The following is a 22,975-nucleotide window of genomic DNA, read 5'->3' as shown; positions in this document are numbered from 1 at the left end:
TGATTTTTTGTGTGTGACATCTACGGAGGGTATGCGGGTATAAAAGAGAAATTGATGGAGAAATTACGCCATCCTTATTTTATAAACTATATTGAAGAACCATTTATTGATGAAGAAAAGATAGCATTGTTATATGGTGCTTTAAAGAGTGCAAACTTACATATAGAACAAATTGAGCATTACGTAGTAACAATTATGCTTGTACAAATTGCGCTTGATACGCATGAAAGGGTATCAAATAAAGCAGGCGAGGAAGAGATTGAATTCCATAAATGTCGTCAATTAACAGTACTTGCAGGCGATTACTATAGTGGACTATATTATTATTTATTGTCTATGAATCGTGATATTGTTTTAATTCGTGCACTTGCTGAAGGAATTAAAGAGATAAATGAACACAAAATTATGTTATACCAAAAAGCGCATGAAACGACGGATGACATAATGAAAAGCGTAGTAACGATTGAGTCTGCGCTCCTTCAAAAAACATGTGATCATTTTCATTTATCACATTGGAAGCCATTTATCACATACGTATTAGGTGGAAATCGCCTTCAAAAAGAAATTCAATTGTATGCTGATAAACAACATTCACCTGTTTTTCAAGCGGTGCAAGATGCTTTAGGGGATAAAGCAGAAGTAGTGATTAATGGTTGGATGATGGAATTGAGAAAGAAAGAAAAACAATTTTTAGAAAATCACACAGACGTAAGTGAAATAAATTCTGTGTTAAGGGATAAATAGAAGACATAAGCAATTTTACATTGGAAGAAGGTACGAGCATGCAACAATCAAAAGAAGAAAGAGTACATGACGTATTTGAAAAGATTTCTGATAAATACGATGTGATGAATTCTGTAATTAGTTTTCAAAGACATAAAGCGTGGCGTAAAGAAACGATGCGAATTATGGATGTACAACCTGGCAGTAAAGCGCTTGATGTATGCTGCGGAACCGCAGATTGGACAATTGCGCTAGCTGGAGCGGTAGGTGAGCAAGGAAAGGTTGTTGGCTTAGACTTCAGTGAAAATATGTTATCTGTCGGTAAGCAAAAGGTAGAGGCGTTACAATTAAAACAAGTAGAACTTCTACATGGGAATGCAATGGAGCTTCCATTTGAAGATAATACGTTTGATTATGTAACAATTGGGTTTGGTTTACGTAACGTACCGGATTATATGCACGTATTAAAAGAAATGACGCGTGTAGTAAAACCAGGTGGAAAAGTAATCTGTTTAGAAACATCTCAACCAACAATGATTGGTTTTCGACAAGGGTATATTTTATACTTTAAATATATCATGCCGTTATTTGGAAAGATGTTTGCGAAAAGTTATAAAGAATATTCATGGCTTCAAGAATCTGCTAGTGCATTCCCAGGGATGAAAGAATTGGCCCAAATGTTTGAGCAAGCTGGACTTGAACGTGTGCAAGTGAAACCATTTACTTTTGGGGTAGCAGCGATGCATTTAGGTATTAAACCAGAATCAAAATAGAAAAAAGAAAAAAGAAGTTTTAGGTTAAGGTGAACAATATGAAGTTACAACTTATGTACTCTTTTTTACGATCGGATATTAATGTGATAGAAAAAGAATTAAAAAAGACAGTTGCTTCTGAACAGCCATTAGTAGAAGAGGCAGCATTACAACTTATTGAAGCTGGTGGGAAGCGAATTCGTCCTGTATTTGTGTTGCTTGCAGGGAAATTTGGAGATTATAAGTTAGATGCGATTAAGCATGTTGCTGTTGCGTTAGAGCTTATTCATATGGCTTCTCTTGTTCACGATGATGTTATTGATGCTGCATTTTTACGACGCGGCAGTGCGACTGTGAATGCGAAATGGGGAGATCGTATTGCGATGTATACAGGGGACTATTTGTTCGCTAAGTCTCTTGAATGTATAACAAATATCGAAATCCCAGAGGCGCATCAAGCGTTATCACATACTATTTTAGAAGTCTGTAAAGGTGAAATTGAACAAATTAAAGATAAATACAATTATGACCAAAATTTAAGAACGTATTTAAGAAGAATAAAGCGAAAAACAGCATTATTAATTGCCGCGAGTTGTCAATTGGGAGCGATTGCTGCTGGTGCTAATCGTGATACAGTAAATCGTCTATTTTGGTATGGGTATTTTGTAGGAATGTCTTATCAAATTATTGATGACATTTTAGACTTCGTTTCCACAGAAGAGAAACTTGGAAAACCTGCTGGTGGAGATTTATTACAAGGAAACATAACGCTCCCTGCTTTATATGCGATGGAAGATCCAGTACTTCGTCAAAAAATCACATCTGTACATGAAAATACAACAGCAAGTGAAATGCAAGAAATTATTGATGCTGTAAAAAATAGTCCAGCAATTGATCAAGCATTTGCGTTTAGTGAACGTTATTTACATAAAGCTTTAGAAATAATAAAACCACTCCCACGTGGAAAAGCAAAGTATGCATTACAAAATGTTGCAAAGTATATTGGAAAACGAAAATTTTAATGTTTATTCTAAAAAATAAAATAATCTCTCTATTTCAAAACTATTGCACAATTGTGATAAGGGTGATAATATGTGTGTGGGGATATACAATTACATACATAATTCAGAAGTGGAGAGATTTTTTATGGAAAAAACATTTCTAATGGTAAAACCAGACGGTGTACAACGTGCCTTCATTGGGGAAATTGTAGCTCGTTTTGAGAAAAAAGGCTTTCAATTAGTTGGTGCAAAATTAATGCAAGTCACTCCGGAAATTGCTGGACAACACTACGCTGAGCATAAGGAAAAACCTTTCTTTGGTGAGTTAGTAGACTTTATTACATCTGGACCTGTATTCGCAATGGTATGGCAAGGTGAAGGTGTAGTAGATACAGCGCGTAACATGATGGGGAAAACAAGACCACATGAAGCAGCTCCTGGAACAATTCGTGGAGATTTCGGTGTAACTGTTGCGAAAAATATTATTCATGGTTCTGATTCTTTAGAAAGCGCAGAGCGCGAGATTGCTATTTTCTTTAAAGAAGAAGAATTAGTTGACTACTCAAAATTAATGAATGAATGGATTTACTAATTATTTTGAAATAATTTGTAAACGCTTTAATCACTGTGATAATAGTAAAAAGTGCAAGGAGAATAGGGGTATTCTTCTTGCACTTTTTTTATTTTCAATTAGTTACGAAGTTTGAGCTGTTATGATATATTGATATTTAAATTAGGCCTATCGGAAATATAGAATAAGAAAATGGTCGATTTATGATATAATTTCTTTAATATTTTTAGAATGATAAAAGTTAATATAGTGAGATAAATACATATACGAAAAGAGGAATAACGTATGCGATATATTACAGCTGGTGAATCTCATGGTCCGCAACTTACAACGATTATAGAAGGTGTTCCAGCAGGATTGTCTTTAGTAGCGGATGATATAAACGAAGAGTTAGCTAGAAGGCAAAAGGGATATGGGCGTGGTAGACGCATGCAAATTGAAACGGATCAAGTGCAAATTTTAAGTGGTGTTAGACATGGAGAAACATTAGGTTCCCCTATTGCACTCGTTGTTGAAAATCGTGATTTTGCCCATTGGACAAAAATTATGGGGGCAGAGCCTTTAACTGAGCAGGAAGAAAAAGAGATAAAAAGGAAAGTGACAAAACCAAGGCCTGGGCATGCTGATTTAAATGGTGCAATTAAATATGGTCATAGAGATATGAGGAATGTACTGGAACGTTCGTCAGCGCGCGAAACGACGGTGCGTGTTGCTGCTGGTGCGGTTGCTAAAAAGGTGTTAGCAGAACTTGGTATTAAAGTGGCGGGCCATGTAATTGAAATTGGCGGTGTACAAGCTAAGGAGGTTACGTATAGTTCAATTGAAGAATTAAAGAGTATTACAGAAGCATCTCCTGTACGTTGCTTAGATGACGAAGCTGGTAACCAAATGATGAAAGCGATTGATGATGCGAAAGCAAATGGTGATTCAATTGGTGGAATCGTTGAAGTAATTGTGGAAGGAATGCCAATTGGAGTAGGTAGCTACGTGCATTATGATCGAAAACTGGATGCGAAATTAGCAGCTGCAATTATGAGTATTAATGCTTTTAAAGGTGTCGAGATTGGAATTGGTTTTGAAGCAGCGCATAGACCGGGAAGTGAAGTTCATGATGAAATTCTATGGAATGAGGAGCATGGATATACAAGAAGAACAAATAATGCAGGTGGATTAGAAGGCGGTATGACGACTGGAATGCCAATTGTTGTGCGCGGTGTGATGAAACCGATACCTACACTTTATAAACCTCTTCAAAGTGTAGATATTGATACGAAAGAGCCTTTTACAGCGAGCATTGAACGTTCAGATAGTTGTGCAGTGCCAGCAGCTAGTGTCGTTGCAGAAGCGGTTGTGGCTTGGGAATTAGCAACAGCTTTAATAGAACAATTCGGATTAGATCGTATGGAACTAATTCGTGAAAATATTGAGAAACATAATGAATATGCGAGGGGATTTTAATGGGAAACATACATATTCAAACGAAATCAAAAGAATATGATGTACATGTTGGTAAAGAAGCGTTGTCAAACTTAACAATGATCGTTCAAAATATGCAGCCAGCTGTATCTAACGTAATGATCATTTCAGATGAAGCTGTTGCATCACTACATTTACAGACAGTTATCGATGCATTACAAGTGGAGCAGGACGTGTTTTCGTTTGTTGTACCAAGTGGCGAAAAAGAGAAGTCTTTCGAAAATTTCTATGCGGCTCATACGTCAGCTCTTGAAAATAAATTAGATAGAAATTCTTTAATTCTTGCACTTGGAGGCGGAATGATTGGAGATTTAGCTGGTTTTGTTGCTGCATCTTTTATGCGGGGTATTCGCTTTGTGCAGGTTCCGACGACTTTATTAGCGCACGATAGCGCAGTAGGTGGGAAAGTAGCGATTAATCATCCGTTAGGTAAAAATATGATTGGTGCATTCCATCAGCCAGAAGCGGTTGTATATCATACACCGTTTTTACAGTCTCTTCCTGAAAAAGAGTGGCGTTCAGGTTATGCAGAGGTGATAAAGCATGCTCTTATTGGTGATGTGGAGCTATATCATTGGTTAAAAGAAGAAGTGCAAACATTAGCGGATCTTCGTGATGAGAAGTTAATCCATATATTAACGAAGGCGATTCCTGTAAAGGCAAATGTTGTGTCACAAGATGAAACAGAGAAGGGTGTACGTGCCCATTTGAACTTTGGACATACGTTAGGACATGCTCTTGAAAAAGAGCTAGGGTATGGGAATATTACTCACGGTGACGGCGTAGCGGTTGGAATGTTATTCGCCATATTTTTAAGTGAGCAAGTGTACAAGGTTGATCTTGCTTATGAAGATATGAAGCAGTGGTTCTTGAAATACGGCTATCCAAAAATGCCAAGAGATTTGAATGTAGAGCGCCTCGTTCAATTGATGAAACAAGATAAGAAAGCAAATGCAGGAGCAATTCATATGGTGCTTATGCAGGAATATGGGGTAGTGAATGTCGTATCTATTTCAGATGAGACTGTTCATATTGCGTTAGAGGCATTTCAAAAAGATATGGTTTAAAATGATAGCGAAGTGTTGTGAAGTGCTCATTTAGAGGTATTCTCGTAATAGTGACGGTTATGATAAAAGATTACAGTAAGGGGCTATAACTGTATTGTAATCAAATTGAATGAAATGACTGGGGGAAGAAAAATGAGAGTGAAAGAGCAATTGTTAACTTTGAGAGCGTATGTGCCTGGGAAAAACATTGAAGAAGTAAAAAGGGAATATGGATTATCGAAAATTGTGAAATTAGCATCGAACGAAAATCCATTCGGTTGCTCAGCGCGTGTGACAGAAGCATTAACTTCTTTAGCGAGCCAATATGCCCTTTATCCAGATGGATATGCCTTTGAACTTCGGACAAAAGTAGCGGAACATTTAGGTGTAAAAGCAGAACAACTACTATTTGGTAGTGGATTAGATGAAGTCATTCAAATGATTAGCCGAGCGTTACTACATGAAGGAACAAACGTTGTAATGGCGAATCCTACGTTTTCACAATATCATCACCATGCTGTTATTGAAGGAGCAGAAGTTCGTGAAGTATCACTTAAAGACGGTATTCACGATTTAGATGCAATGCTAGAGCAAGTAGATGATAAAACGAAAATTGTATGGATTTGTAATCCGAATAATCCGACAGGTACATATGTTGAGAAACAAAAATTACTTTCATTTTTAGAATCAGTTCCTAAGTCGGCTCTCGTTATTATGGACGAAGCATATTATGAATACGCGGAAGCAGAAGACTATCCGCAAACATTGCCACTTCTTGAAAAGTATGAAAATCTTATGGTTTTACGCACGTTTTCAAAAGCATATGGTTTAGCTGCTTTTCGTATCGGATATGCGATTGGGGATGCGAAGTTAATCGGACAGCTAGAAGTAGCGAGGTTACCATTCAATACATCAACTGTAGCGCAATCTGTAGCACTCGCTGCATTAGAAGATCAAGCCTTTTTACAAGATTGTGTGAAAAAGAATGCTGAAGGTCTAAATCAGTATTATGCATTTTGTAAAGAATATAACGTATTCTATTATCCATCTCAAACAAATTTCATTTTCTTAAAACTTGGTATACCAGGTAATGAAGCTTTCGAACGATTAATGAAAAAAGGATATATCGTTCGTTCTGGTGCTGCATTTGGTATCGATGATGGTATTCGTATTACGGTCGGTTTGAAAGAAGAAAATGATGAAATTATAGAGTTGCTGAAAGAGCTTGTAAATGAGCAAGTACAGAAAGAAGAAACATATTCTTAAGAGATTGTGAAGGCTCCTATTATAGGAGCCTTTTTTATCGTATTAAAAATAAAGGTTGAAGACTGGTAATTAAGTTGTTCTGTAAATCACGGTTTGTATGGCTTGATAATTAGTGAGAGAAGTTATTTGCACGGTCATAAAAGAAAGCGGTACAATAGAAGATGATGATAAGGTATCGGTGTCATATCCGAACCTTTTGAACAATTACCTACTCTGTAAGAAGAAGTATAAGAAGAAGCATGCTCATTCTAAAGGTTGCGTTCTAACAGTGAGTTGCTTATGATAAATGAACAGAAGAGAATATTTTTTAGAATTAAAGGAGACGTTTATGCAAAAGTTTGAACAAGCTGTTTCATATATTGAAAATGGTGAAGCGGAAAAAGGATTACAATTATTAAAAGAACAATTAAAAATTGCAAATGATGAAGAGAAGTATGATATCGCTCGTTACTATCATACACTTGGATTTACAGATGAGGCATTAGCGATTACTGAAGACTTACGTTTACTGTATCCGGAAGAAAGTGAATTCACTGTATTTTTAGCAGAATTATATATTGATCTAGATAAAGAAGATGAAGCGATTGAAGTACTTCATGATATTCCAGAAAATGACGATTTATATGTTCAATCTTTATTACTTGTTGCAGATTTATTCCAAATGCAAGGTTTTGATGATGTAGCAGAGCAAAAACTATTAAAGGCGAAAGAAATGATGCCTGATGAACCTGTTATTACGTTTGGGTTAGCAGAATTATATAGTAGTAAAGGTGAAGAACAAAAGGCAATTACTTATTATGAATCGCTATTAGCTGAACATAAAGTAATGGGTGGTGTTGTAATCGCACTTCGTCTTGCAGAAACGTTAAGTGCGATTGGAAACTGGGAAGAGGCGATTTCTTATTATGAAGCAGGCCTAGAGGAACAAAAAGATATTCACTCATTATTTGGATATGCCTTCACATTATACCAAGGTGAAGAATATCAGAGAGCAATCGGTGCTTGGCAAGAACTAAAAGAATTAGACCCTGAGTACGCATCACTGTACATGTATTTAGCGAAAAGCTATGAAAAAGAAGGAATGCTTCAAGAAAGCTATGAAACGCTTCATGAAGGAATTAAAGTAGATGAGCTTTCAGTTCCGTTTTATGTAGAGTTAGCGAACATTGCGGCGAAATTAGGAAAAATAGTAGAAGCAGAGGAAGTTCTTCAAAAAGCACTTGAGTTAGACCCAGGGCATTTAGGCGCAACATTAAAATATGCGTATATCTTAAAAGGACAAGAAAAGTACGAAGAGTTAATTGCAATTGTAGAGCGTGCTATTGATAGTGGAGAACCAGATACACAACTACTTTGGGACCTTGCGTATGCAAAAAAACAATTAGAAATGTATTCGGATGCATTAAAACACTATGAAAGTGCATATACTTCTTTTAAGAATCATCCAGACTTCTTAGAAGAATACGGTTATTTCTTATTGGAAGAAGGAAAGCGAAAAGAGGCGAAAGAAGTATTTACCCAGTTATTACAACTAGACCCGACACAAATTCATATTGAAGAGTTGTTATATAATTTAGAGGATTTTTCATAAGTTGGAAGGAAACTGAATGCCGCTTCTTGAATCTAAAAAGAAAAGAGAAAGACAGAGGAGGGACTTAATTGCTATGAATACCCCTGTTTCTGTAAACGAGAAGAAGGATTTTGTAAAATGGTTTTTGAATAATTACCAACTGAAACAGCGTGAATGTGTATGGATTCTGAATTATTTAATGAGTCACGACCAATTGATGCATAAAGTCCACTTCGTAGAGCATGCAAAATATTGTCCGCGTGGCTTAGTGATGTCAGCGAATTGTGTGAAAGACACACCGTTTCACTTTTTTAAACAAAATGTTATGACAACAGATGCTGAAAAATCGTTTCATGATATTCGTTTAAATCGAGATGAGGATATTTATATTCAACTCAACTTTAAATCATCGTTTCAAAATGCGAATTATGTAGCTGTATTAGAAGAAAACCCATATCTACCAAAGCATATTGAAGTAAATGAAAAAGATCGTTTACTTGCAGAAAGGTTTTTGGAAGAAAGTGTATTTTCATTTAGGAGAGAACGCCTTTTGAAACAAATTGATGAAGCGTTAGATAAGCAAGATAAGGAAGCGTTTCATAGATTAACGGCCGAGTTAAAGACTTTATAGAATTTATTTGGATTAATAAATTTTTACAAATTTCAGACTTTCGCCAAGAAAAACTACCTATATTGGGTAGTTTTTCTTTTTTTACCTCTTTTAGTATGGTTTAATATATATAAAGTGAAAGTTCTGTCATTTGCAAGTGAAGGAGGGAAGGAATTTGAAGTGGAGTGTAAAAGATGTGGAACAGTTTGAACAAGCAAGAGAGTATGTTGATACAGGAGTAATACCGCTTTTATCAATTTCGGCAGCACAAGAAATGAAAATGGTTGTAGAACAAGGTGAATTTATCGAATTGTTGAGCACGGAATTGGAAAGAGAGTATAAAGGAAGAGTGCTTTTACTACCTGCGTTTACTTATTTGGTAGAAAGTCAAAAGAATGAAAAAGGTCGTTTGCAAGAATGGACAAATCATTTACGAAGCGAAGGTTTTAAGCATATTGCTTATGTTACAAGTGATTTTTCATGGAAAGAGGATATGCAAGAGTTACAGGGAGATTTATTTTGGTTTCCTTCATTAGCATTAGAACAATTTAGTGATCAAGCAAAAAGAGAAGTTATTCATGCACATATAAAAAATATAATGGTGATGTTGGAAGAGAAGTGGGGAAACTCACAATAAACAGAAAGTTCTTATTATTATGAGTAGTATGATATTGACCTGTGCATGAGCGTATTATATCATGATAGTGTCCTAGTTTTTATTTTTTATATAATTTATCACGAGGGGACAATTTCTGATAGAGGGGGGGAATTTTCGTGAGCGAGAAAGAACATCGCGTGTCAAGAAGACAATTTTTAAATTACACACTCACAGGGGTAGGAGGCTTTATGGCTGCCGGTATTTTAATGCCGATGACGCGATTTGCGCTTGATCCGGTGTTAAGAAAAGAAGCCGGAACAGATATGGTTGCTGTTGCGCAAGTAAAGGATATTACAACAGAGCCGAAGCGTTTCGATTTTAAAGTGAAACAGGTTGATGGTTGGTACAAGTCTGAAGAACCAAAATCGGCTTGGGTTCATAAAGATGAAAGCGGAGACATTGTTGCGTTCTCTCCAGTATGTAAACATTTAGGATGTACAGTTAACTGGAATTCGGACAAAGCACATCCGAATCAATTCTTTTGTCCATGTCACGGGGGTCGTTATACAAAAGATGGGATGAACATTAAAGGTACGCCACCCCTTGCTCCGCTGGATGTGTACGAGTCTAAAGTGAAAGATGGAACGCTGTATCTAGGAAAAGCGAAGCCAAGAGGGGGTGCAAAGTAGATGTTAAATAAAATTTATGATTGGGTAGATGAAAGATTAGATATTACACCGATATGGCGTGATATCGCTGATCATGAAGTACCTGAACATGTAAACCCGGCACATCACTTTTCTGCATTCGTCTATTGCTTTGGAGGACTTACCTTTTTCGTTACTGTAATTCAAATTTTATCTGGAATGTTTTTGACGATGTATTATGTGCCTGATATTAAAAATGCTTGGGAATCAGTTTACTATTTACAAAATGAAGTTGCTTATGGGCAAATTGTTCGTGGTATGCACCACTGGGGTGCTAGTCTCGTAATTGTAATGATGTTTTTACATACACTCAGAGTTTTCTTCCAAGGTGCGTATAAAAAGCCCCGTGAGTTAAACTGGATTGTTGGTGTTCTTATTTTCTTTGTTATGTTAGGTCTTGGTTTTACCGGATATTTATTACCGTGGGATATGAAAGCTTTATTTGCTACAAAAGTAGGGATTCAAATTGCAGAGCAAACACCGCTCATTGGTCCTTATATTAAAACATTACTCGCTGGTCATTCCGAAATTGTTGGCGCTCAAACATTAACTCGCTTCTTTGCTATTCACGTCTTCTTCTTACCAGCAGCACTTCTAGGTTTAATGGCCTTCCACTTCATCATGATTCGCAAACAAGGTATTTCCGGTCCACTATAAGAGATTGCTAAATTAAAGGGGAAAGAACTAAAGGAGGGAGATTATGCATCGCGGCAAAGGGATGAAGTTTGTAGGAGATTCTCGGGTACCGGTAGCTCGGAAACCAAATATTCCAAAAGACTATTCTGAATACCCAGGGAAAACAGAAGCATTTTGGCCGAACTTCTTGTTAAAAGAATGGATGGTTGGTGCAGTTTTTTTAATCGGTTATTTATGTTTAACAGTGGCGCATCCGTCGCCGCTTGAGAGAATGGCGGATCCAACAGATGCTGGATATATACCACTTCCAGATTGGTATTTCTTATTCTTGTATCAGTTATTAAAGTATTCTTATGCTTCCGGTTCATTTACTGTAATTGGAGCGTTTATTATGCCAGGGATTGCGTTTGGTGCATTACTGTTAGCTCCATTTCTTGATCGAGGTCCAGAAAGACGTCCATTGAAGCGTCCTGTAGCAACTGGATTTATGCTTTTAGCAATTGCATCGATTATCTTTTTAACTTGGGAATCTGTAGCACACCACGACTGGGAAGCTGCAAAGAAACAAGGAGCAATTGTAAAAACCGCGCCAGTTGATAAAAATGATGATGGCTATAAATTAATGCAAAAAAATACTTGTTTAACATGTCATGGTGACAACTTACAGGGCGGGGCGGCAGCACCAGCACTGCAAAACTTAACTTTAAAGCCAGAAGAAATTGCTAAAATTGCGAAAGATGGAAAAGGTTCCATGCCTAAAGGTGTATTTAAAGGTACAGATGAGGAACTGAAGAAGCTTTCGGAATTCGTTGCAAAGTATAATAAAAAATAATAAAAAGCTGACTACAAAATTTGTAGTCAGCTTTTCTATTTAGTTGGATGAAGTTTGTTATAATAGAGTAGGATTTAGTGAATGAATTACTTTGCTTGAAAGGTGTTGGACATACAGATTGGTGTACTTGTATGCAATGTTAAGACAACGCTCGGTATTATTATTTTTATTGGTTGTTAACATATTAGGTACAATTTACGGGTTTATATGGTACGGAAATCAACTGAAAGAAACGTCACCTATATTTTGGCCGTTTGTACCAGATAGTCCTATGGCGAGTCTCTTTTTTGTCTTTGTTTTAATTGCTTTTTTGACAAAGAGAAACTGGGGATTAATAGAAGCGCTAGCGATTGTTACTTTAATAAAATATGGTATTTGGGCTGTTGTTGTAAATGCGATTATGATTTACGTAAAAGGTCCTATTGGCCTTATGGGCTACATGTTAATGCTTTCGCACTTTGCGATGGCAGTGCAAGGTGTTTTATATGCTCCATTTTACCGTATAAAAAAATGGCATTTTATAGTAGCGGGTGTATGGACGTTGCATAACGATGCAATTGATTATTTATTTTGGCAAATGCCACGATATGGAATTATGCATTTGTTTGTAGAGGAAATTGGTTATTTTACGTTTTGGTTAAGCGTTGCTGTACTATGTATTACATATTATTGTTGCTTACGTGAGCACAGGAAACAATTTTCTTTATGATGGTTAGAACATTTAGGGGGAGAACATGGAGAAAAATAAGAGTGGTACAAAAATATTGGATCGATTGATTACTTTAGTTGTTTCATATAGCATAGCATTTTCTATTTTTGCACTCGCAACAACGGCAGTTGTGTATGGAAAATGGCTGTATTATTTTGAAATTGATTTTTTAAATATTCCTGATTTAGCGGATATGACGAAGGATGAAATTAAAAGAAATTACGATGTGCTTATTACATATTTATCCCCGTTTTATGACGGAGCATTACATTTGCCAACATTAGATATGTCTACAAATGGCCGTATTCATTTTGTAGATGTTAAAAATATTTTAGTAAAGATTCAATATGTGATGTATGCGACAATTATGATTGCAGTGATAGGGGGAATTTATTTATTAAAAAAGAAAAATGAAAAGTTTTTACTGCACGGATCAATTTTAACAATCATTTTTCCGATAGCGCTTATGTTACCAATCGCTATTAATTTTGAAAAGAGCTTTGTATTATTCCATAAGCTTTTATTCAGTAATGATTATTGGATGTTTGATATTGAAACGGATCCAGTTATATTAATGCTACCAGAGGAGTTCTTTATGCATGCTGCGTGTGCTATTTTATTATTCATTTTAGGTGGTAGTATACTTTGTTATAGCTTATATAGATATTTTGTAAAACGATAATATATTTTTCGGTTCAGTTCTGTTCTATTCTTGTCCCAATTAACATATTTTGTACTAGTAGTTATAGGGGGGACCGGGATGAAGAGAACATTAATTGGATTGATAGCATTTCTAATTATAATGTTTCCGTTACGTATATATGCTGAAGAGTGGAATGAGCTAACAGGGTTGTTAGACGACTCGTTACAGTTAGTGAAGCGTAATGAAGATGAAAAAGCGGTACAAGTATTACAACTTTTCTCAGAGCAATTTTTAATGAAGGGGAATGAAAAGAAGCATGAAGTAACACCAGATCACGTTAGAGTTATTTCTTTAGCTTACGACAAGGCGCAGCAATCGCTCTCTGAAGAAGGTTTAGGTAAGCAAGCTAAAATGGATGATGTGTTGGCATTACAACTTGCTGTTGATGCACAAGTATCGAAATATCAACCACTTTGGATGGAAAGAGAAAGGAAAGTAATGGATGCTTTTTCTCAAATGGAAAAAGCGATGGAAAAAGAAGATGCTGGGCAGTTTCAACAAACATTAAATACATTTTTAAATGAATTCAATATTATTTATCCAAGTTTAATGATTGCTTTGCCAGAAAACGAGGTACAGCGTGTAAATGTTCATTTATCTTATTTGGATGAATTTCGTAACGTTATGTTAAAAACGAAAGGTGGCCAAATGCAATTAGGGATTATTAAAGGGGATTTGCAAAAGATATTTCACACAGTAAAAAAGGATGAAATTGCACCTTCTCTCATTTGGTTTATGACAATTACTGGGGGACTTATTTTATTCACATTAACTTATGTTGGATGGAGAAAGTATAAAGGAGAGAGAGAAAAAAGAAAAAGTAATGTGCATTCTAAAAATAGATAATGTAATAAGTAAAGATATGGATTGTAAGGTTTATTCATTGACAATAGTGGCAGAAGAAAATAGAATGAGAAGTACTATAATTAAAACTTCAATGGAGGTTCATGATGTTTTATTTAATTTACTTCGCGATCATAATGATCATACCGTTGTATGCACAGTCAAGAGTACGAAGTGCCTATAGCAAGTATTCACAAGTTTATTCAACATCAGGTATGACAGGAGCGGAAGTGGCTCGAAAAATTTTAGATGAAAATGGATTATACAATGTAGCTGTGGAAGAAACACCAGGTCATTTATCAGACCATTATGATCCAACGGCCAAGACGGTTCGATTATCAACAGATAACTATTATGGACATTCAGTTGCTGGTACAGCAGTGGCAGCACATGAAGTAGGACACGCAATTCAAGATGCGCAAGATTATAACTTTATGCGTATTCGTCATTCGTTAGTTCCTGTGGCGAATTTTGGATCGAATATATCATGGGTATTTATTATGATTGGTATATTTGCGACAATGTCGAAACTATTGTTATTAGGAATTATTTTAATGGCTGCAGGTGTTGTGTTCCAACTTGTTACATTACCAGTTGAGTTCGATGCTTCAAAGCGTGCAATGCAACAAATTGAAGCGTTAGGTATCGTATCAACAGATGAATATGGCCAAGCTCGTAAAGTATTAAATGCAGCAGCATTAACATATGTAGCAGCTGCAGCTGTAGCGGTATTTGAATTATTACGTCTCGTATTAATGTATACTGGTATGCAGCGTAGCGACGACTAAAGACTATCAATTTTGATAGTCTTTTTTTGTTGTGTGGATTGAATTATATAATGTATTACAAATAGAAATAATAGAAGTAATGCGGAAAGGCGGTGGGGGAAATGAAATATCCAGACCATTTAGTAAAACAAGTGAAAGAGCGTAGTGCTCCTTATCAACTAGAAGGTTTTTTAAGTGGACAAGGTCCTGAAAATCCCAAATTTATGTTGTTAGGAGAAGCGCCTGGTGAAACGGAAATTCATAATGGGATTCCGTTTAGCGGGAGGTCGGGAAAACAATTAATGGGTTTTTTAGAGCGTATTCACGTTACGAGGGAAGAAGTATATATTACGAGCGCTGTTCGGAGTAGACCTTATAAATGGCGAGAGAAAAAAGAACGAAATGGTGAAAGCATACAAAAAAAGTATAATAGAACGCCAAATCAAGGAGAAATAGTTGCCCATGCGCCTTTGTTAGATTATGAATTAGAGAAAATAAATCCGAGGCTTATCGTCACACTTGGAAATATTGGTCTTCAACGTTTAACAGGAAAAAATAAAAAAATCACAGATGTACACGGGCAATTATTAAAACAGCCCATTCAAAAATTAAAGGATATGCAAAGTGCAGAGTTTACATGGTCAGAGAATGAATATCATGTTTTTCCAACTTTTCATCCAGCTTCCATTTTTTATAATCGGAGTTTATTGGAGCTTATTTATGAGGATTTGGAGAAGCTTAAAAGACTTGTAATAAAAAACTAGAAAAGCTAAGGCGCTTTTCTAGTTACATTTAATTATGTAAAGGGTTTTTATTTTCATCTAACGTAAATCCTTCACCAACTACATCATGTACATCACTTACAGCGACAAATGCATGAGGATCTACTGAAGTAATAATATTCTTTAATTTCACGATTTCATTTTTAGCAACAACGCAATACAGTACGTTACGTTCCACTTTTGTATACGATCCAACAGCCTTTAAAAAGGTTGCTCCGCGCTCCATTTCAGATAAAATTTTGGCAGCAATTTCATCGTTTTTCTCTGAGATAATAGTCGCTCCTTTGGCGGCATAGGCTCCTTCTTGCATAAAATCAATGACTTTAGCCCCGATAAAAACAGCAACTAACGTATACATACCCTCGCGGTATGATAAATAGGTAAGAATAGAGACGACGATAACGACAGCATCGAACATAAACATCGTTTTACCCATACTCCAGCCAACATATTTGTGAGCTAGTCGTGCGATAATATCTACACCGCCAGTAGTCCCGCCATATTTAAATATTATCCCAAGGCCGATACCGATAAATGCCCCGGCGAATAAAGCTGCGAGTGTCATATCATTTTGCAAGTTTAAATGTAAGTTGAGCACTTCGTAACGCTGGAAAATCCATAGAAATAAAGATACGCTAAATGTGCCGATTAATGTATATAAAAATGTCGTTCTGCCAAGTAACCTCCAGCCAATAAAAAATATAGGGATATTTAAAATTAAGTTTGAGTAGGAAGGATCAAACTTAAATAAAAAATACAATAATAGTGTAATACCAGTAAACCCACCTTCTGCAAGGTGGTTTTCAATATTGATATTGACAATACCGAAAGAAAATATAGCGGAACCGATTAAAATAAAAATAATATTTCGCATCTTCAATTTTGATGTCATATAGAAATCCCCCTAATTATGTAATGATTACATTGCTCCGCTGAAACGGTAAAACATAATAATAAGTAATTTCTAGTTGCTAGTGAAAATAGTAAGAACTCGATTAGTATGGGCTAATCTTTTGCAAAAAGCGCAAAAGAAAGTTTCACTTTACCCCGTTCCAACGGCTGGTAGGAGATAAAGCTCTGAAGAAAGGCGAACCAGCCGTAGGAACCCGATTGGTTCAACTAATCTTTTGTAAAAAGCGCAAAAGAAAGTTTCACTTTATTATAGTCTATCCAAAAAAGGGTCGCAAATAGGTGTTTGGCGGGGAATAATATTTGTCAAATCGCGATGAATTGGCTAACATGAAAGAGGAAGGATTAGAGGTGAATAGTATGGAAGCAAAAACGATGAAAGATATGCAGAAAGAAGTAGATGCATATATTGGTCAGTTTAAAGAAGGTTATTTCAGTCCGCTTGCAATGATGGCTCGTTTAACGGAAGAAATGGGAGAGCTTGCGAGAGAGGTAAATCATTATTATGGTGAGAAACCGAAGAAAACAACTGAAAAAGAAAGAAGTATTGAAGAAGAGCTTGGAGATGTATTATTTGTTATGATTTGTATGGCAAATAGTTTAAATATTGATTTAGAGACAGCACATAACATTGTAATGAATAAATTTAATACACGTGATAAAGATCGCTGGACACGTATTGATGAGGGAGAGAAAGAATAATGAAAGAAATTAAAGTAATTATCGCCGGACCAAGAGGACGTATGGGACATGAAGCAGTCCTTCTTATGGAAAGAACGGAACATTTTAATTTAGTAGCAGCAGTGGATTATAAGCATGGTGGTGAGAAGATTTCTGATTTACCTGGCATGCCAGCATTACATGCACCGATTTACGCTGATTTACATACTTGTTTAGATGAAGTAGAAGCAGATGTGTTGTTAGATTTAACAACACCAGAAGTTGGGAAACAACACGTTACACTTGCAGTTGAGCGTGGACTTCGTTCTGTTATTGGTACAACTGGATTTACAGAAGAAGAATTGGCACATTTAACAGAGAATGCAAAAGAAAAAGCAGTAGGAACAATTATTGCTCCAAACTTTGCAATTGGTGCAGTTCTTATAATGAAATTCTCACAAATGGCAGCGAAATATTTCCAAGATGTTGAGGTAATTGAATTACATCATGATCAAAAATTAGACGCACCATCTGGTACAGCTGTAAAAACGGTAGAATTAATTCGTCAAAATCGTGAATCAAAGCAGCAAGGTCATCCAAATGAAGTAGAGCAACTAGCAGGTGCACGTGGTGCAAATGTAGACGGTATTCACATTCATAGTGTACGTTTGCCAGGGCTTATTGCACACCAAGAAGTAATGTTTGGTGGAGATGGACAAATGTTAACAGTTCGTCATGATTCATTCAATCGTGCATCATTTATGTCAGGTGTAAAACTATCAATTGAGACAGTAATGAACCTTGATCATCTTGTGTACGGTTTAGAAAATATTATCGACTAAAGGGGAGACAACGGATGAAAATTGCCTTAATCGCACATGACAAAAAGAAAAATGATATGGTTTCGTTTGCATACGCATATAAACCAATTTTTGAGCAACATGAATTATTTGCAACAGGAACGACAGGGCTTCGTATTATGGAAGCGACTGGATTAGTTGTAACAAGATATCAATCTGGCCCTCTTGGTGGAGATCAAGAAATTGGTGCAATGATTGCAAAAAACGATTTAGATATGGTGATTTTCTTCCGCGATCCATTAACAGCACAGCCGCATGAACCGGATGTGAATGCATTGCTTCGTTTATGTGATGTATATGCGATTCCACTTGCAACGAATATGGCAAGTGCTGAAATGTTGATGCACGCATTAGAGCGAGGAGATTTAGATTATCGTAAGTTAAGAAAATGAGGGGAACAATTATGAGTGGATTACATATATTAGCGTTTGGTGCTCATGCCGATGATGTTGAAATCGGCATGGCTGGTACCATCGCTAAATATACAAAGCAAGGGTATGAAGTAGGTATTTGTGATTTAACAGAAGCTGATCTTTCTTCCAATGGAACGATAGAGTTGAGAAAAGAAGAAGCAGAGGTCGCAGCTCGTATAATGGGAGTAAAAACGAGGCTGAATTTAGCGATGCCAGACCGTGGTTTGTATATGAAAGAAGAGTATATACGTGAAATTGTCAAGGTGATCCGTACATATAAACCAAAACTAGTTTTTGCGCCATACTATGAAGATCGTCATCCAGATCATGCAAATTGTGCAAAGCTTGTGGAAGAGGCTATTTTTTCAGCAGGAATCCGTAAATATATGCCGGAACTTTCACCACATCGTGTGGAGTCTTTTTATAATTATATGATTAATGGTTTTCATAAACCGAATTTTTGTATAGATATAAGTGAGTACCTCTCTATAAAGGTGGAAGCATTAGAAGCATATGAAAGTCAATTTTCAACAGGAAGTGATGGGGTTAAGACACCGTTAACAGAAGGATACGTTGAAACTGTGATTGCTCGTGAGAAGATGTTTGGAAAAGAAGTTGGAGTCTTGTATGCCGAGGGATTTATGAGTAAGAAACCGGTTTTATTACATGCTGATTTATTAGGGGGATGTAAATGAAATTAAAAATAGGTATTACATGTTATCCTTCTGTAGGTGGTTCTGGAGTTGTTGGAACAGAATTAGGAAAGCAATTGGCGGAACGCGGGCATGAAATTCACTTTATTACATCGGGTTTACCATTCCGGTTAAATAAAGTATATCCAAACATATATTTTCATGAAGTGACGGTAAGCCAGTACTCTGTATTTCAATATCCACCATACGATTTAGCGTTAGCAAGTAAAATGGCAGAGGTTGCACAAAGAGAAAACTTAGACATTTTACATGTGCATTACGCAATACCACATGCAATTTGTGCATATTTAGCAAAACAAATGATCGGAGAGCGTATTAAAATTGTTACAACCTTGCATGGAACAGATATTACTGTGTTAGGTTCCGACCCTTCGTTAAATAATTTAATTCGTTTTGGTATTGAGCAATCGGATGTTGTTACTGCTGTCTCGCATTCATTAATTAACGAAACGCATGAGCTTGTAAAACCAAGTAAAGAAATTCAAACGGTATATAACTTTATAGACGAACGTGTATATTTCAAACGTAATATGTCTCAATTAAAGAAAGAATACGGTATAAGTGAGAGTGAAAAAGTACTTATTCATATTTCGAATTTCCGTAAAGTGAAACGTGTGCAGGATGTTGTTGAGGCATTTGCTAAAATTGTTAAAGAAGTAGATGCGAAGTTGCTTCTTGTTGGAGACGGACCAGAATTCTGTACGATTTTACAGATAGTGAAGAATTTACATATTGAAGATCGTGTTTTATTCCTAGGGAAGCAAGATAATGTTGCAGAACTACTTGCGATGAGTGATTTAATGTTGCTTCTATCAGAGAAGGAAAGTTTTGGTCTTGTTTTATTAGAAGCAATGGCGTGTGGTGTACCTTGTATCGGAACACGGGTTGGAGGTATTCCAGAGGTTATTCAACACGGGGAAACAGGATATTTATGTGAAGTTGGCGATACAACAGGAGTGGCAAATCAAGCTACTCAGCTCTTAAAGGACGAGGAACTTCACCGTAATATGGGAGAACGAGCAAGAGAAAGTGTTTATGAGCAATTTCGCTCAGAAAAAATTGTTTCACAATATGAAACGATTTACTATGACGTACTAAGGGATGACAAAAATGGAAAGATTTAAAAAAGCTAGTTCTATTATTGAGACATTAAAACAACAAGGACATGAGGCTTACTTTGTTGGTGGGAGCGTACGAGATCTTATTATCGATAGGCCGATTGGAGATATTGATATTGCGACATCTGCTTTACCAGAAGAAGTGATGGCTATATTCCCAAGAAATGTTCCTGTTGGTCTTGAGCATGGAACTGTAATTGTTTTAGAAAATGGTGAGCCTTATGAGGTAACTACTTTTCGAACAGAAAGCGAATATGAAGATTTTCGAAGACCTAGTAGTGTTCAATTTGTTCGTTCATTAGAAGAGGATTTAAAACGTCGTGATTTCACGATGAATGCAATTGCTATGACAGAAGAAGGCGAAATGGTTGATTTATTTGCTGGGCAGGAAGCCATTCAACAGAGAGAAATTGTGACAGTTGGAAATGCTGCGGATCGTTTTCAAGAAGATGCCCTGCGAATGATGCGTGGTATTCGGTTTGTAAGCGCGTTAGGTTTTTCATTAGAAACGAAAACGAAGCAAGCGATTGAAACGTATGGACATTTGCTAGAACATATAGCAATTGAGCGCATTACAGTAGAGTTTGAGAAATTGTTAACTGGTACATATTGTGTGAAAGGTCTCAAAGAATTAGTAGAGACGAAGCTATTTTCTCATTTGCCATATTTACAAATGTCAGAAGAGAGACTGTTAAAAGCTACGCAGTATAAATGGGATTCTTTCGAAACGGATATTGAGGCGTGGGCATTTTTCTTATATTGTATCGGAGAAGAACATCCATCTGTCTTTTTACGTCAATGGAAGTTTTCGAATAAAAAAATAAAAGATATTGTTGCAGTTTTATTGGCAATCCGTACTAGAAAGGAGAAGGATTGGGATACAGTCCTTCTTTATAAAACGGGAATTTATATCGCTGAAATGGCAGAGAGAGTATATGAAGCGATGATTGAAAGCTATGATCCTACATCTGTTAAACGAGTACAATCAATGTTTCATGCATTGCCAATCCAGGGTCGTCAAGAAATGAATGTGACTGGTAATGATTTATTAAACTGGGCAAACAAAAAGCCTGGTCCGTGGGTTGCTGACATGCTTCAGAAAATCGAGGAAGCAATTGTAAAAGGAAACGTAGTTAATGAGAAAGAGCGTATAAGGGAGTGGCTGCAAGGATGCAATCTACTATAAGAAAGCAGTTATTACAAGTTTTTTCTGAAGCGGATGGCGAGTTTGTATCCGGCCAAACGATTAGTGATAAACTTGGTTGTTCAAGAACTGCTGTGTGGAAACATATGGAAGATCTCCGGAGTGAGGGATATGAACTTGAAGCTGTGCGCCGATTAGGTTACCGAATTGCAAGTAAGCCAGACAAAGTGACTGCTAATGAAATTCAGTTAGGGCTACAAACGAAGCGAATTGGTAGAACAGTGTATTTTGAAGAAACTGTTGAATCAACGCAGCACATTGCAGCAAAACTTGCTTATGAAGGTGCAGAAGAAGGAACTATCGTTGTAGCAGAAGAACAAACAGCGGGAAGAGGTCGTTTAAGCAGAAAATGGCATTCACCAAAAGGAACAGGAATTTGGATGAGTATTATTTTACGCCCATCGATTCCAGTTCATCATGCACCGCAACTTACTTTGTTAGCGGCTGTTAGTGTTGCACAGGCAATTGAAAAATGTACAGGTGTAGACGTGGGAATAAAATGGCCAAATGACATTTTAATTCAAGGTAAAAAGGCTGTAGGTATATTAACAGAAATGCAAGCGGATCCTGATAAAATTAATGCTGTCATTATGGGCATCGGTATTAATGCGAATCAAAAGCAAGAACATTTTGATGAAGAAATTCAGCACATTGCTACTTCATTAGCGATTGAATCAGGTAAGCCGATTGTTCGTGCAGAACTTATGCAACAAATCTATTTACAACTAGAAAAATTATATGAAGAGTATTTAAAAAATGGTTTCTCTGTCATTAAAATTCTTTGGGAAAGTTACGCTGTGAGCATCGGGAAAGAAATTACCGCTCGAACGATGAGAGAGACGATTACGGGGTTAGCAAAAGGAATCACAGAGGATGGTGTATTACTTCTGGAGGATCATGAGGGGAAAGTACATCATATTCATTCTGCAGATATCGAAATTAAGTAAAAGAAGTTCCTCTTTTGGAACTTCTTTTTATTTCAATATTTTTGAGTTAAATTTGTAACATGATAATAAATCCTTTTCATATTTAAAGTTCATTTCAAGATATCTTCCGTCTAGTTGGCCTGGCATGTTATTTGACGATTACTTTGCCTTCCATTCCTTTAAGGAGATGGTATCGACATATTAATTCATATGTACCAGTATTTTTAGGTTTCACGGTAATATTCTTTTCTTTTCCTGACTCAACTACGACGTCAATGCCGAGTTTTTTCACTGTAAAGGTGTGCTCGTTTTTACCTTTATTTTTCAATAGTAATGTTGTTGATCCTTCAAGCGGAATCGTGATGACATTTGGATTAAAGTAATCATCATTTAGTTCAACCTCAATCACGTTCGTTACATCGGTGGGTTGTGTTACGACATTAACTGAGGCAAATACATGAAAGGATCCTAAAGACATCCACCATACAATCATTACAAGCAAACTGCTGAATCGAAATAACCACCTGTTCATAGACATCTGCAATTCTCCTTTGTTAAGTACTTTTCCTCAATTAACCTG

The 22,975-nt window shown here is 36.4% G+C and carries 27 protein-coding genes; 25 read left to right on the top strand and 2 right to left on the bottom strand.

Going from position 1 to position 22,975, the window contains the following annotated elements:
* The first annotated feature begins 9 nt into the window (after window positions 1-9).
* The 18 genes from ACO6VI_RS04970 (at window position 10) to ACO6VI_RS04885 (ending at window position 15,574) form a co-directional block, all read left to right on the top strand.
* Window positions 10-744 (top strand): heptaprenyl diphosphate synthase component 1, encoded by a 735-nt coding sequence (locus ACO6VI_RS04970; protein ID WP_000332853.1) that lies wholly within the window; start codon window positions 10-12, stop codon window positions 742-744.
* Window positions 745-782: 38 nt separating this feature from the next.
* A complete protein-coding gene (menG, locus tag ACO6VI_RS04965) occupies window positions 783-1,496 on the top strand; it encodes a 2-heptaprenyl-1,4-naphthoquinone methyltransferase (RefSeq protein WP_001187668.1) in 714 nt (237 codons plus the stop codon).
* Between the two features lie 38 nt (window positions 1,497-1,534).
* A complete protein-coding gene (gene hepT, locus ACO6VI_RS04960) occupies window positions 1,535-2,497 on the top strand; it encodes a heptaprenyl diphosphate synthase component II (RefSeq protein ID WP_000776079.1) in 963 nt (320 codons plus the stop codon).
* A gap of 124 nt (window positions 2,498-2,621) precedes the next feature.
* Window positions 2,622-3,068, top strand: coding sequence for a nucleoside-diphosphate kinase (ndk, locus tag ACO6VI_RS04955; RefSeq protein ID WP_000415883.1), 447 nt, complete (start codon window positions 2,622-2,624; stop codon window positions 3,066-3,068).
* 264 nt (window positions 3,069-3,332) lie between these two features.
* Window positions 3,333-4,505 carry a chorismate synthase gene (gene aroC / locus ACO6VI_RS04950; RefSeq protein WP_001269379.1) on the top strand — a complete coding sequence of 391 codons (1,173 nt, stop codon included), beginning with the start codon at window positions 3,333-3,335 and terminating at the stop codon, window positions 4,503-4,505.
* The gene (gene aroB / locus ACO6VI_RS04945) at window positions 4,505-5,590 is read left to right on the top strand and encodes a 3-dehydroquinate synthase (RefSeq protein WP_000526809.1); all 1,086 of its coding nucleotides are present in this window, start codon (window positions 4,505-4,507) and stop codon (window positions 5,588-5,590) included. The genes aroC and aroB overlap by 1 nt, the downstream gene beginning before the upstream one ends.
* A 132-nt stretch (window positions 5,591-5,722) precedes the next feature.
* Window positions 5,723-6,835, top strand: a complete 1,113-nt coding sequence (gene hisC / locus ACO6VI_RS04940) for a histidinol-phosphate transaminase (protein ID WP_001264022.1) — start codon at window positions 5,723-5,725, stop codon at window positions 6,833-6,835.
* 328 nt (window positions 6,836-7,163) lie between these two features.
* Complete coding sequence (locus ACO6VI_RS04935; RefSeq protein WP_001168673.1) at window positions 7,164-8,426, top strand: tetratricopeptide repeat protein; 1,263 nt, start codon at window positions 7,164-7,166, stop codon at window positions 8,424-8,426.
* 73 nt (window positions 8,427-8,499) lie between these two features.
* Window positions 8,500-9,036 carry a ReoY family proteolytic degradation factor gene (locus ACO6VI_RS04930; RefSeq protein ID WP_001095925.1) on the top strand — a complete coding sequence of 179 codons (537 nt, stop codon included), beginning with the start codon at window positions 8,500-8,502 and terminating at the stop codon, window positions 9,034-9,036.
* Window positions 9,037-9,190: 154 nt separating this feature from the next.
* Window positions 9,191-9,652, top strand: coding sequence for a YpiF family protein (locus tag ACO6VI_RS04925; protein ID WP_000872171.1), 462 nt, complete (start codon window positions 9,191-9,193; stop codon window positions 9,650-9,652).
* Between the two features lie 137 nt (window positions 9,653-9,789).
* Window positions 9,790-10,302, top strand: a complete 513-nt coding sequence (gene qcrA / locus ACO6VI_RS04920; protein ID WP_001290420.1) for a menaquinol-cytochrome c reductase iron-sulfur subunit — start codon at window positions 9,790-9,792, stop codon at window positions 10,300-10,302.
* Window positions 10,303-10,977 (top strand): menaquinol-cytochrome c reductase cytochrome b subunit, encoded by a 675-nt coding sequence (qcrB, locus tag ACO6VI_RS04915; RefSeq protein ID WP_000932700.1) that lies wholly within the window; start codon window positions 10,303-10,305, stop codon window positions 10,975-10,977. It abuts the gene before it with no gap.
* 43 nt (window positions 10,978-11,020) lie between these two features.
* A complete protein-coding gene (gene qcrC, locus ACO6VI_RS04910; protein WP_000554601.1) occupies window positions 11,021-11,788 on the top strand; it encodes a menaquinol-cytochrome c reductase cytochrome b/c subunit in 768 nt (255 codons plus the stop codon).
* Between the two features lie 118 nt (window positions 11,789-11,906).
* Entirely contained in the window at window positions 11,907-12,497 is a 591-nt protein-coding gene (locus tag ACO6VI_RS04905) for a DUF1405 domain-containing protein (RefSeq protein WP_000262838.1), read from the top strand.
* Between the two features lie 25 nt (window positions 12,498-12,522).
* The gene (locus tag ACO6VI_RS04900) at window positions 12,523-13,179 is read left to right on the top strand and encodes a TIGR01906 family membrane protein (RefSeq protein ID WP_161520008.1); all 657 of its coding nucleotides are present in this window, start codon (window positions 12,523-12,525) and stop codon (window positions 13,177-13,179) included.
* Between the two features lie 78 nt (window positions 13,180-13,257).
* The gene (gene ypjB, locus ACO6VI_RS04895; protein WP_161520009.1) at window positions 13,258-14,046 is read left to right on the top strand and encodes a sporulation protein YpjB; all 789 of its coding nucleotides are present in this window, start codon (window positions 13,258-13,260) and stop codon (window positions 14,044-14,046) included.
* 101 nt (window positions 14,047-14,147) lie between these two features.
* Entirely contained in the window at window positions 14,148-14,831 is a 684-nt protein-coding gene (locus tag ACO6VI_RS04890; RefSeq protein WP_011109966.1) for a zinc metallopeptidase, read from the top strand.
* A gap of 101 nt (window positions 14,832-14,932) precedes the next feature.
* On the top strand, window positions 14,933-15,574 hold the full coding sequence (locus ACO6VI_RS04885; RefSeq protein WP_000876861.1) for a uracil-DNA glycosylase: 642 nt from the start codon (window positions 14,933-14,935) through the stop codon (window positions 15,572-15,574).
* A 28-nt stretch (window positions 15,575-15,602) separates the two neighbouring features.
* Here the strand turns inward: ACO6VI_RS04885 and ACO6VI_RS04880 are convergent, their stop codons facing one another.
* Window positions 15,603-16,484, bottom strand: a complete 882-nt coding sequence (locus ACO6VI_RS04880) for a YitT family protein (protein WP_000202121.1) — start codon at window positions 16,482-16,484, stop codon at window positions 15,603-15,605.
* Window positions 16,485-16,861: 377 nt separating this feature from the next.
* Here ACO6VI_RS04880 and ACO6VI_RS04875 point away from each other — a divergent pair, with 377 nt between their 5' ends.
* From ACO6VI_RS04875 to ACO6VI_RS04845, 7 genes are read left to right on the top strand one after another with little or no spacing between them, the layout of a single operon-like run.
* On the top strand, window positions 16,862-17,203 hold the full coding sequence (locus ACO6VI_RS04875; protein ID WP_002108639.1) for a nucleotide pyrophosphohydrolase: 342 nt from the start codon (window positions 16,862-16,864) through the stop codon (window positions 17,201-17,203).
* Window positions 17,203-18,003: a dihydrodipicolinate reductase gene (gene dapB / locus ACO6VI_RS04870; protein WP_422423006.1), complete on the top strand. Its 801-nt coding sequence runs from the start codon at window positions 17,203-17,205 to the stop codon at window positions 18,001-18,003. The genes ACO6VI_RS04875 and dapB overlap by 1 nt, the downstream gene beginning before the upstream one ends.
* Window positions 18,004-18,017: 14 nt before the next feature.
* Complete coding sequence (gene mgsA, locus ACO6VI_RS04865; RefSeq protein WP_000684765.1) at window positions 18,018-18,413, top strand: methylglyoxal synthase; 396 nt, start codon at window positions 18,018-18,020, stop codon at window positions 18,411-18,413.
* 11 nt (window positions 18,414-18,424) lie between these two features.
* A complete protein-coding gene (gene bshB1 / locus ACO6VI_RS04860) occupies window positions 18,425-19,129 on the top strand; it encodes a bacillithiol biosynthesis deacetylase BshB1 (RefSeq protein WP_000015660.1) in 705 nt (234 codons plus the stop codon).
* Entirely contained in the window at window positions 19,126-20,271 is a 1,146-nt protein-coding gene (bshA, locus tag ACO6VI_RS04855) for an N-acetyl-alpha-D-glucosaminyl L-malate synthase BshA (RefSeq protein WP_000768317.1), read from the top strand. Before bshB1 ends, bshA begins: the two co-directional genes overlap by 4 nt.
* Entirely contained in the window at window positions 20,258-21,451 is a 1,194-nt protein-coding gene (locus ACO6VI_RS04850) for a CCA tRNA nucleotidyltransferase (protein ID WP_000439311.1), read from the top strand. Before bshA ends, ACO6VI_RS04850 begins: the two co-directional genes overlap by 14 nt.
* On the top strand, window positions 21,436-22,416 hold the full coding sequence (locus tag ACO6VI_RS04845; RefSeq protein ID WP_001192055.1) for a biotin--[acetyl-CoA-carboxylase] ligase: 981 nt from the start codon (window positions 21,436-21,438) through the stop codon (window positions 22,414-22,416). The genes ACO6VI_RS04850 and ACO6VI_RS04845 overlap by 16 nt, the downstream gene beginning before the upstream one ends.
* Window positions 22,417-22,543: 127 nt before the next feature.
* On the opposite strand, the gene ACO6VI_RS04840 is transcribed toward ACO6VI_RS04845, so the two are convergent.
* Entirely contained in the window at window positions 22,544-22,933 is a 390-nt protein-coding gene (locus ACO6VI_RS04840; protein WP_000062382.1) for a cupredoxin domain-containing protein, read from the bottom strand.
* Between the last annotated feature and the right edge of the window lie 42 nt (window positions 22,934-22,975).

The sequence above is a fragment of the Bacillus sp. PSXD-155 genome, from assembly GCF_049310765.1.
Classification (GTDB): Bacteria; Bacillota; Bacilli; order Bacillales; family Bacillaceae_G; genus Bacillus_A; species Bacillus_A cereus.
Note: the sequence above shows the minus strand (reverse complement) of the source record. Positions and strands in the feature narration are given on the sequence as shown.